Annotated in this window: 6 protein-coding genes; all 6 read left to right on the forward strand. The window is 47.8% G+C overall.

The genetic code is table 11. From position 1 onward, the window contains the following. Positions 1-678 precede the first annotated feature (678 nt). The 6 genes from RYZ26_RS19270 to RYZ26_RS19295 all read left to right on the forward strand — a co-directional run bounded on the left by RYZ26_RS19270 (position 679) and on the right by RYZ26_RS19295 (position 12,297). Positions 679-2,418, forward strand: a complete 1,740-nt coding sequence (locus tag RYZ26_RS19270; RefSeq protein ID WP_317684887.1) for a ShlB/FhaC/HecB family hemolysin secretion/activation protein — start codon at positions 679-681, stop codon at positions 2,416-2,418. Between the two features lie 46 nt (positions 2,419-2,464). Beyond that, complete coding sequence (locus RYZ26_RS19275) at positions 2,465-8,674, forward strand: two-partner secretion domain-containing protein (RefSeq protein ID WP_317684888.1); 6,210 nt, start codon at positions 2,465-2,467, stop codon at positions 8,672-8,674. Then, positions 8,675-9,175: a hypothetical protein gene (locus RYZ26_RS19280; protein WP_317684889.1), complete on the forward strand. Its 501-nt coding sequence runs from the start codon at positions 8,675-8,677 to the stop codon at positions 9,173-9,175. Positions 9,176-9,178: 3 nt separating this feature from the next. Continuing rightward, positions 9,179-9,388, forward strand: coding sequence for a DUF2283 domain-containing protein (locus RYZ26_RS19285; RefSeq protein ID WP_317684890.1), 210 nt, complete (start codon positions 9,179-9,181; stop codon positions 9,386-9,388). A 366-nt stretch (positions 9,389-9,754) separates the two neighbouring features. Next, positions 9,755-10,666, forward strand: coding sequence for a pentapeptide repeat-containing protein (locus tag RYZ26_RS19290; RefSeq protein ID WP_317684891.1), 912 nt, complete (start codon positions 9,755-9,757; stop codon positions 10,664-10,666). 281 nt (positions 10,667-10,947) lie between these two features. Next, the gene (locus RYZ26_RS19295; RefSeq protein WP_317684892.1) at positions 10,948-12,297 is read left to right on the forward strand and encodes a hypothetical protein; all 1,350 of its coding nucleotides are present in this window, start codon (positions 10,948-10,950) and stop codon (positions 12,295-12,297) included. Positions 12,298-12,363: the final 66 nt, after the last annotated feature.

Below are 12,363 nucleotides of genomic sequence, written 5' to 3' on the forward strand. Positions count from 1 at the left end.
TGACAAAACGATGTTAAGCTTTCTCGGCTTCGTTCAGGTCACATCAATTCGGGTTTGGGTAAAGCACTTTGTCAACAGAACCTAGCCACTTAGAATCTCGAAGCTCAATGAAGGCCATAGCGGTTTTTGTATAAAAAACATATCTAATATAAGGCTTTTGACCTTCTGCAAGTTAAGTGGCTCATAAACAAAAAATGCTCCTGACATTATGAGTAAATATCACAACATCAGGTGCATCATTTTTCTAACCATTTTTCTTTTGAATAGCCTCAATAATGATAGGAAAAATTGCTGTCAAAATAGTAAGTATAAGGCATAGAGTTCGTCTATTTGCAGATGTTTGCACGTTATCACTCCAATATTTCATTACCTAAAAGTAATGTATATTTGAGATTGACTGATTATCGGCTTTCCGATTCCTTTCATTAAAATTTTATCTAAATTTTAGATTATTTATACTTCGAACAAACAATCTATACCATAAATTAAGTTATTTACCCCCCCCGTATAATTTAGAGTTAATTTTGCATAGATAAATCATCTTACAATTTTTGATAAGCTCATTTTCTTTATCCTATTTGTTAATACCCAGCCTTTTCCCTTTTTAGATGCACTGGCTATTCTGTACGTTCTTCAATTCAAAATATAAAAATATACACTTTTGAGCGGTAACAGGTCGTGCGTACGTCGGGAATTGGGTTTGGGCTTTGCCTGAGCCTTGGAATTATTTGTGTAGGTGATATGGCCTATGGGCAGGCGATCCCGCAACAAGACCTCAATATCATTGAGAAAGAACAGGATAAGATTCAACGTCGCAATGAAACCCAGCGACGTTTGATCGAACTTAAGAACAAGTCCGGTGGTAAAACCAAGCCACAGGTTATTCCTGCACCAGATAACCAGCAACTCCCTGCTGGTGACACCTGTTTTCAAGCAGATGAGATTATCTTGAATGGGGTCACCCTGCTGGATGAAGGCGAACAAGCCCAGTTGCTTAAACCTTATCTGGGCAACTGCATCACGTTGGGTGATGTAGATAAGTTACTCAAGGCCATCACCAATCTTTACACTGAAAAAGGCTATGTTGCTGCGCGTGGCGGAGTGCCTGCACAAGATATCAGTGACGGATCGTTAGAACTGACCATTGTGGAAGGTCATGTGGAAGGTTATGAGCTTCATGGGGAAAAGGGGCGAAAAAGCTTGCGCTTGCGCACGGCCTTTCCCTTCACCATCGATCAGCCCTTGAATTTGCGTGATATTGAACAGGGTCTGGATCAGATCAACCGCCTTAAATCCAATAATGCCCAGATGAAGTTGGAACCGGGGTCCAACCAAGGCGCAACGCTGATCAAGATTGAAAATCAATCCACAATGCCTTGGCATCTCACCACAGGCTATGACAATTCGGGCAATATCAGCACGGGCGTGCAGCAATGGACAGGCACGGCAGAGCTGGACGATCTGATCGGGATCAATGATTACCTGTCTTTTTCATGGTCCAAAGATACCAAGGCCGGGCAACCTCAACAAAGCCGATCTTTATCCGGTTATTGGTCCCTTCCCTTTGGCTATTGGACCCTTTCCGGTTCACACAGTTTTTATTCTTACGCCAGTCAAGTCAATGCCACCACGGCCAGCTATGTCAGTTCAGGCTATTCACGTACTCAAAAATTCGAACTGGATTGGGTGGCGCATCGGGATCAGGACAGTAAAACCAGCCTGTCCACTTTTTTGCGCCAACATACCGCTGCCAGTTTTGTTGATAATTTAAAACTGGACAGTTCCAGTTATCGCCTCACCAGTTTTGGCATCAATCCGTCCTATGAAGATAAACTCTGGGGCGGCATTGCCTCAGTTGGCATAACTTACGAAAAAGGTATCAAAGCCTTAAATGCGGATCAGGATGAAGGCATTACCGACCCGGCCACCCCGCGCGCACAGTTTCATAAGGCGGAGCTGGACCTGTCTTATTATAAACCGTTTAAAATTGGCGAGCAGAACTTCACCTATAACGGCACGGCCCATGCACAATGGTCGCCGATGACGCTTTATTCCACCGATCAAATCTCAATTGGCGGGACTAGTTCAGTACGCGGTTTTAAGGAAAACACGCTTGGTGGCGATCAAGGGGCTTACTTGCAAAACACCTTTTCCTACGCTTTGCCACAAACAGGTTGGGAAAAGGTTGATAAGGTCTTTGGCACCTTCTCGCCCTTTGTCGGCTATGACATCGGCGCGCTTGAAAATGATGAAAAAGATGCCACGGAAAAAGGTGTCCTATCCGGCTACGCCTTCGGCATCAAATCATCCGGCGGTTACCTGAATATGGGGGCAACCTATGCTCGGCCCATGCGCAGTCCTGTTCATCTGGATGAACGCCACCACGAACTCCACCTGAATATTGAAATGAGCTTCTGACATGCGATCAATCAAACAAATATCTCATGAGTTACTCTGCTGGCTCATGATCATTCTGATCGCACTGCAACCCAATCTGGCACAGGCACAAGACGCGACCATTACCGTTGATCCGGCCACCCCGAATACAACGGTGAGTGCAACAATCAACAATACGCCCTTGCTGCAAATCACCGCCCCCAATGGTTCTGGCGTCTCCCACAATAAATTCACCGATTTCAATGTGGGGTCATCCGGGCTGGTGATCAATAACTCAACCACCAACACGACGACCAACATTGGCGGGGCCATTCTTGCTAACCCGAATTTTTCAGGAACGGCAGCGACACTGATCCTGAATGAAGTCACCTCTGCCAATCGATCCAGCCTGACGGGTTTCACAGAAATCGCCGGGCAAAAGGCGGACTATATCCTCGCCAACCCCAACGGTATCACCTGTAACGGCTGCGGCTTTATCAATACATCACGTTCCACCCTGACCACAGGGACGCCCACATTCAGCGGCACATCTTTGGAAAGTCTTTCGGTTGATGGCGGGGATGTGATCGTCAATTCACTGGGGTTGAATGCAAATGACACGGACGCCTTTGACATCATCACCCGCGCAGCTGAGATCAGCGGGGCGATTAATGCGCAGGAACTGACCATCATTGCCGGGCGCAACGATGTTAAATATTCTGATCGCACCGTAACAAAAAAGGCCGATGACGGCTCAGTCAAACCCACCCTTGCCATCGACAGTTCCGCCCTTGGCGGCATGTATGCCGGACGCATCGCCCTGATTGCAAATGAAACGGGCGTCGGCGTCAATATGCAAGGCGATATGGCGGCCAGCACGTCGGAGCTCACGATCACCGCCGATGGTCGCATCGACTTTAAAAAGGCCAGCGCCAAGACAGATTTAACCGCAACCAGCAATGATACGGTTGCAGTCGCCACCCAAGCCTACGCCGAAAACAACCTGACCATAAATGCCCCAACCATCACCGCAACGGGTGCGACAGTTGCAGCAGCCAATAACGTCACCCTGTCCGGGACAACCTTGACAGCAACCAACGCCACCGTTGCGGCGGGTCGCAATAATGATGGATCAAACGCGACAAACGGGGCCCTTTCCCTCACCGCCACAGGTACGCTTAACTTTGAAGGCGGAACCTTAAGCGCGGTTGAGACAGCCACCCTGAACGCAGATCAAATCACCGATGGGACCGCATCCAACGGGATTACGGCCACGGGTGCCGTGACAATTACAGGGACGACAAGTGCTGCCCTGGCCGGGGACATTCAGTCATCCGGTAATGTCAGCCTCACAGGGGCGAGCCTGTCAGCGGGGAATGTCACCGCAGGCGGCACGGCTACGATCAATGCAACCAACACCGCTACGCTTTCAGGGCATCTTCAATCTACAGGAACTGCCACCCTGATAGGTCAGACGGTGAACACCAACACCATGACGGCGGGCGGTGATATCACCTTAACCGCCACCACCGCAGCCACCCTTTCCGGTAAGACAAAATCAAACACCAACATCACCCTCACCGCCCCCACCCTGAGCGCAGCCGAACTGGAAGCTGTTGGGAACCTGTCTCTGGCAGGCAGCACCAGTGCCGCCACCACGGGCAACATTACGGCGGGCGGTGATTTTTCCTTCACAGGCGGAGCCTTAACCAGCGCCGCAGGTACAGGTGACATCACCGGAACGACCACCATTAACGGGGCGAGCTATAGCGGGTCGAACACTCTGGAAAGTGCAGGCAATATCACGGTGACCACCACCGGGGATACGACCCTGAATACGGGGGCCAGCCTGACGTCAAACGGTTCCGTCAATGTGAATGCGCAAAACATCACATCTGATGGCACGATCAGTTCCCAAACGGGCACCACCCTAACCGCCACGCAAAGTCTCACCACCCAAAGTAATTCAAAGACCCAGAGCACACAAAACACGACCGTCACCGCAGGCACCACCCTGACCAATGGCGGGATCATGACGGCGACAAATGCCTTGAGCCTAAGCGCAACCGATCTGGTGAATTCCGGCACCCTGTCCGATGGAACAGCAGATGGGTTTGATATGACCATCACCGGAGATTTAACCAACTCCGGGCTGATTTATTCCAGTGGCACCCTGACCCTGAAAACACCGGGAACGCTCACCAACGATGAAGGCAATATCCTTGCTGATGGCAATATCCAGATAGATGCGGACGGGGCAGGGGGCAAAAACACCAAGGTCTGGAACTATTCCGGCAATATCGAAAGCTTGAACGGTGGGATTACCATCAGCACGAATGAATTGCTGAATGAGCGTAAAAACCTTGTATCTACAGAAACCACAATTTCATCTACGAGCAATTCATCATCCAATACGCATGTCGATCCAGGTTCATCTGGCATTACGACGACAGTCACCAATGTAAGTTCGTGGCAAAGCGTTAAAGATGTTTCAACGACCTCAACCGCTACCCAAGCAAAAATTATAGCGGCAAATGATAGTTCATTGAATGCAACAATCCTGACAAATAAAGGCGGGCAAATTCAAACGAATGGCAACCTTGCATTAGCTGGAACAACACTTAGCAACACAGGGGCCGCAACCGTTCGTATCACAGAATCTGGTTCTACAACAACGACCACCACAACCAGCCAAGATTATGAAGGCGGCGGAAGTGGACCGCACACAACCACAACAAATTTCTCCTCGACCACATCCGTAATCACAGCCCCCGGCGACACCTTCATCACGGCAGGTGGTAATATCACGGGCTCCTTTACAGGTTCCATCGACAACATCTCTATCAAAGAAGGTGTTGACCCGGTCAGCATCACCGCAGGTTCCGCCAACGTCCATGCTACAAGCGCTGATATCGGCACCCCGACGACAGAGACCATCAATGCAGGCATAACACTTCCCACAGGCGTTGGCGGTTTGTTCGTACAAACCACAGACCCGACGGCAAAATACGTGCTGGAAACCAACCCAGCCGTCGCCACACTTGGGGCGCTTTATGGGTCGGACTATTTTACCAACAAAGCGGGCGTCAATCTGGTTAAGGCAACCGAAACATCCCTGCGCCTTGGCGATGATGCGTGGGAGACCCGCACGGTGCGTGAACAAATCATGTCCGTCACCCACAAGCGTTTTTTAACCCCGTCCATCACCTCAGATACCGACCAATATAAAGCCCTCATGGACAACGCCCTTGCCCAGCATGAAGGCTTGAAACTGTCCTATGGGGTTGAATTGTCCGCTGATCAAGTGGCAGCCCTCACCAGTGATATCGTCTGGAATGTGGAAGTCACCCTTGAAGATGGTCGCAAGGCCCTGAAACCCGTGGTCTATTTCGCCGAAGCCACCCGCATGGCCATTGACAGCTCCGGGGCCATCATTAAAGCAGGCGGTGACCTGAACCTCACCGCAGGCGGTGACATCACCAATTCTGGCACCCTGTCCGGGGACAACACCACCTTGGCTTCCACAGCAGGCTCCATCACCAACGACTATGGCAAGATCGAAGCCACAAATGGCGACCTCTCCGTCACCGCTGATCAGAACATCACCAACACAGGCGGGCAGCTTTCAGGCGATAACGTGACACTTGCCGCCACCAACGGCTCCTTCACCAACACAACAGAAACATGGCGTCAGTCAGAAACAAAAATCCCAAGACGCGGCGGATGGGAAGAAGATGCCATTATCGGCTTTAACGATACCACCGGGGCTGTTGCTCAGGTCAAGGCCAGCAATGGCAATTTGTCCATCACCTCCGGCAAAGACATCACCGATACGGGCGGGCAGTTTAGTGCCACGGGGGATGCCTCCCTGAATGCGGGGGAGAACCTCACCCTCAAAGCCGTCAGCACGGCCAAGCGTTCTCTGGAAAATCCCAAAAGCGTGCGCGTCACCATCACCGACACCACCCAGACAGGCACACAAATCACCGCTGGTGGCAAGCTTGACCTCACCGCCGGGCAAACCGCCATTTTGCAAGGCACCAAGGCAGAGGCTGGCGGCGACCTCAACGTCACTTCCGGCACAGATACCCTCATCACCGCCGTTCAGAACACCCAAATCTATCGCGAGGGGGATCGGGGCGTGCGTGATGTGCAATCCACCCGCATCACCAATGATCTGGCAGGTCTCAAATCCGGGGGTAATCTTAAAGTCACCGCCGGGCTGGATGCGGTTTTAAATGGTGTTTCCGCTCAAAGCACGGGCAATACCGACATTAATGCGCTCGCCTCTGTCACCGTAGCGTCCGTTCAGGACAGTTTTAAAAAGGATATCAAGGGCAGCAAATACGAACTCCATATCGAACAGACAGAAACCAAACGCTCCACGCTGGAAGCAGGCGGTGATCTGACCTTAAAGGCCACGCTGGGCGATGTCACCGTCAAGGCCGCTGCCCTCAAATCCACAGGCAAAACCACCCTTGAGGCCACCAATGGCGATGTCAACCTGACCTCGAACAAGGATGTCAACATCCATATGGAAAGCGGGACGGTCACAGGCGGCATGTGGACCACCGTGTTTGACCGTGGCCGCATCGACGAAACCGTCCAGCACACCACCATCGATGCGGGCGACGGGCTCACCATCGTCGTTGGCACAAACGGCACCATCAATGTGGACTATAAAGACTTCGGCGATCTGGATAAATCGGTCGAACGCCTGAGTAAAGAGCCCGGCCTTGAATGGATGGCACAGGTGAAGAATGGCCTGACGGATGTCCAGTGGAATGCCATTAAGGAAACCCATAAAAGCTGGGATTATTCCAGTCAGTCCATCAGTCCTGCGGCAGCGATGGTCATCGTCCTCATTGTGACCGTTGTCACCATGGGTACCGGAACCGGGGCTGCCATTGCCGGAGGTGCATCAACCGCAGTCGGCGGCGGTACAACAGGTGCAGTGGTCGGGGCTGCGGCTTCTGCCGCCTTTACGTCATTGGCGTCAACAGCCGCAGTCTCTCTCGTCTCAAACAAAGGCGATATCGGCGCTGTCCTCAAGGACCTTGGCTCAAAACAAGCCTTGCGCGGTCTGGCAACCTCCATGCTGACCGCAGGCTTGCTGCAAGGTCTCTCTGCAGAAGGTGCATTGAATATCAATATGAACGCCAAAGACATGGCCGGACGCATTCAGGCCGCCGCGCTGAAAGTTGCCGTCAACACAGCTGTTCAAAGTACCGTTGGTGGGCAAGAACTCAGTGATGTGTTGAAAACAAACCTGATCACAGCAGGTGTTCAGGTCATTGGCGGGGAACTGTCTGAACAAATTGGGCAAGCTTCAAGCGACGGTGATATTAATAAATTCACTAAATATCTAGCTCATGCTGCAATCGGGTGTGCGGGCGGTGCTGCTCTTGGCGGTGATTGTGGTAGCGGTGCTGCAGGTGCGGTTGTTGGCGAATTAGCCGGAGAAGCATATTTTAGTGAGGAACGTGGAACAGCATTTAAACAAGAACTTTTACAAAGTGTCCGAAATGAAGAAATAACGACACAGCAAGCTCAGCAACTTGCCCTACAATGGCAACAACAGGGCGTTAACATTGCTAACTTAGCAGCAGGTCTCGCTGTTGGCATAGCAGGCGGAGACGTAAGTGTTGCCTCAACAACAAGTGACATTGCAGTTGAAAATAATATCTGCGGTTCAGGTGCATGTGCGACAGTTGTCTTAGGCATTATGGCAACCCTTGAATTAATTGATAAGGGACTTCTTGCAAAAGACCTGTTTGACTTTGGCAAAGCTGTAAATGAAGGAGATGATGAAAAAGCAGCGGAATTAGGCGCTGATCTGGCCATCGCTGGCGGCATTGAAGCACTTGGCGGCAATGTTATTCCCGGAAGTGTTTTGGCGATTAAGATTGTTGATAAACTGAAAGGAATGGGAAAAACTGATCTAGCCAATCAGCTTGAGACTATTGTAGGGTTCTCTTCTGACACAGTGCAAACAGCGTACGATGGAATGAGAGAAGGCCATGCAATTCGTCATTTAGAGACAAGTGGGATAATTCCAAATACAGGAAGCCTTTCTTCACGAGTTGAAGCTTTCAAAGAAATTGCAAACCCTATTCTAACTTCACCAACTAAAACTGTTGATTGGAGAATTGGGACAACGAATGGAAGAGCATTTTTAGGCGATGTGAATGGTGAAACAATAGCAATTATTGTCGCAAAAGATGGACCTCGACAGGGAAAAGTGGTTGCATCGTTCATTCCTGATGCGAACCAATTAGAAATAATGCTTAAGAGATAAATGATGACAACATTGTATGATGCGCTAAATTGGATGCAAAATGGGAAACTTCAACTTCTTATCTTATCAATTGGGGATGAAGATATTTCTTCTAGAATTCTTGAAAAAATAACTGTCGAAAACAAAAAATTCTTTTTCTTCGATTACCGTGATTTTTCAAGTAATCCAATGTGTTTATATGAAATTTGGCTAGATAATGAAATTTATAACATTGAAAATTTCATTGATAAACTAATAAAAAACATTGTGGTGAATGTTGATATTTGTTTCATATTTGATGGCTTCATCATCAATTCCACTGATTTATTTGGTAAAAATGCTTATCAATATATATATGCAATAAAATCTCAAAATATTTCTGACACTTCTTTCTCGAAGGAATCACGAAATTCAAAAAATTGGTTAAAAAAAGTCACTCAATTTCAGAAGGCGAACTTAAGCTCTACAGTTTTGGGGGGCAGTTACCAATCATCAAAAAACACTTTGAATGCAAAGGATTAATTGATGAATAAGCAATATGTACTAAAGACATCGGAAGATGATGAAACGGTTGCATACTTATACCTTCCGAAACACCCAAAGAAAACTGTTGCGGGTATAATTAAAAAATCTATTCACCTTTCTGATTTTATTGAAGAGCTTCCTAATAAAACACCAGACATTATTTTCGATTTTGACGATGAAGGAGATATTATTGGTATTGAATTTATATAATTCCCCCATGAGGGTTGGCTCTATCTGGAAGCTTTTGCCCAATTCCCAATTCAATTCCAATTCCGGGGTCAGCCTCGAATGGCACTAAGTTAAGGTGTTCTCTGCATTGATTTTCGGGTGCGATTTTATCATAAAAATGGGATACTATCCCATGGAAAACGCTAGCTTATATCTTCCGGGTTTGCACTGGTCCACGTTACGGCGCAAGCCCCGTTCTGCCCTTCAAAAATTGGCCGATGAAACGGCAAGAATTCGGCGACATTCCCTATCTCAACTCGGAGATTGTTTTTCCAAGGAGTTCGGGGGACACGAACCGATCTTTTAATTGAATATAAATGGCTCCAAAAGACGCAAAGAAAAATCTTGATGAAAACCTCAATAATTAATCATTGTTACAGATACATCAAAGAACTCAGAGGTTCATTTCCAAAGAAATTCAAAGAACATTTCTACGTCTTGGAAACTATAGCAATTATTTTAACAATCATTAGCATTTGTATCAGTGGGTATATCTATATATCTGAAACGCCTGATCGCGCAGAAGAACGAGAAGTCAGGAAAATGGCACTGCGTCAAAACGCTTTTCAAGTACTGGACAGGGCAAGAGGAAATGATAACGATATTGGTCAAAGATCAGCAGCAGAGGCATTACACAATCTGGAGGTCAGCCTTGAAGGATTGGATATGCCGAAAACATCGTTCCGTGGAGTTAAATTGCCGGGGGTAAATCTATCTTTTGCAAAGTTGTCTGAAAGCAATTTTTCTGGAGCCGACCTATCAAATTCATTTTTTCATCGCGCAGACCTTGAAGGAGCATTTGTAACACGGGCAAACTTTACAAGAGCGATGCTAGCTGAGATTAATTTCTGTAAAGCCGATATAGCTAGTTCAAGCTTCATTGGAGCGAAATTATTGGGTAGCGATTTAAGAAAGGCTAATCTTAGTAAGGCAGACTTCACAAATGCAAACGTAGGAGGAGTTGATTTTACAGGGGCTACCCTTAATCAAGCAAATTTATCAAAAGCTATAAACTTAACCCAAGAGCAAATTGACTCAGCATGTGTGTATAAGGATCGACAGGTATATACCGACCATGAGGATGGTACATTCCATGGAACAGCTGATACAACACCACCATCATTACCGCCTGGATTTTCACCGCCTCAAATTTGTGTGCCGATTTATAGACCATTAGAAAGTCAGGAAAGGCAGCTTCCCAATATTGACTGTTCAAGCCCTTCTTTTTTTCAGAAACACTATAGCCCTGAAAGCCATTAACTCTGGTTTATCTCCAACTTTTCGAAAACCTGAAATCAGGGTATAGTGTACGTAGCAGTTCACCCAAATTCGCCAGCATCTACTGACAGTCACATAATATTGTTGGGTGAATTGATGGGTAGAAATAGAATTACCTCATTTTACCCCAGTTTTATTGACCTATAAGCGGACTCTCTGTCCGCCATCTTTTTCTATGATTTTGAAATCATTGAAATTATTGACTTTTCTCCCCCATTGATATGAAATTGTAGCACAATTTCGTAGCACAATGGGGGAAGAAAATGCCCAATTATCTGACAAAACGAGACGGTAAATGGTCGTTTAAAATGCGGCTACCCAAAGACGTGTCCGATTTCGTCAAGGCAAACCCAGATTTCCCCAAACCGAAATACTGGCAAAAGAATATCAAGCAGAAAGCCCTTGGTACGTCCGATGATGTGCTTGCCATAAAAAAACGCAATCTCGAACTTGTGGTATTCCAGAATGAAGTTGATAAATTCCGCAAAGATATTCGTGGTTACATCAAGCTCCCGGCCACCGAAGATGATCTGTTGCAGCTATCACTAGGCGAGTTTCAACGATTACAGGACCGCGACTCCAAACTGCAACCCGGCTCCCAAGAAGAAGCCAAGGCAGTGATTAATTATACCTACATGTTTGGTCGTCACTGGGGTGCATCCAATGAAGGCTACTATCCAAAGCGAGCCAAGGAATTACTGGACGAGAATGGTCTGACAGCGACCGACGAACAAATTGAAAGTTTTGCCAGCCTGATCCGCCGTGCCTTTATGCAACAGTATCAAGCACTGAAAGAAAAGACGGCCAAGCCTGTACCACCGCCATTTGTTGATGATGTGTTTGCGGAGAAACTACCGACCGGGAAAGGTTTCAAGTTTGGGGCATTGCTAGAAGAGTATGTAACCAGTAAGCAGGATGACTGGCGAACTTCCAGTAATACCCAATACAGTCGCAGTGTGGAGAACCTACGCCAGATCGTTGGTAACGATACCGACATCCGCAAGGTAACGCCACCGGATGTTATCAAGTGGCAAGACCTGATCCTTGCGATCCCGAAGAACCGCGTCAAACTCAAGGTGCTTAAGGGCATGACGATTCATGAGCAGATTGAGTATGGCAAAAAGAACAACATGACACTTCGAGCAGCCAAGACCGTGAACTTCGATCTGGATGTTCTGGGGGCCGTCTTCCGATTGGCCTGTGACTATTGGCATATTGAACGTGATCCGACACGGGTTATCAAACGCGTCAGTGATGAAGTTCTGGCCGAGAATAAGCGTGATCCGTTTGCCATGGGTCAACTCAACAAACTGTTTACCGCACCACTCTATACCGGCTGTCAGAATGATCGTAACGGATGGGCCAAGTCGGGTGATAATGTCATCCGGCGTGCCCGGTTCTGGGCACCGCTGATTTCACTCTATTCTGGCCTTCGATTGAATGAAATTTGTCAGTTGTGGTCCGATGATATTATCGAGATCGACGGCAGCTTCTACATCCGTGTCTGCGAGAACCACAAACGCCGCAAGGAATTGATTGAAACACGCAAAGTTTCCAAAATGCAGAATCAGGAGCTTGCCGAAACACGTAATACCAAAACCCAAATGCTATGACCTATGAGCCCAATCTCTCATTCCGATGGACATAATTTTCCATGGCTGGTCACACAACAGGTTCCA

It is taken from the genome of Terasakiella sediminum (genome assembly GCF_033100395.1).
GTDB lineage: Bacteria > Pseudomonadota > Alphaproteobacteria > Rhodospirillales > Terasakiellaceae > Terasakiella.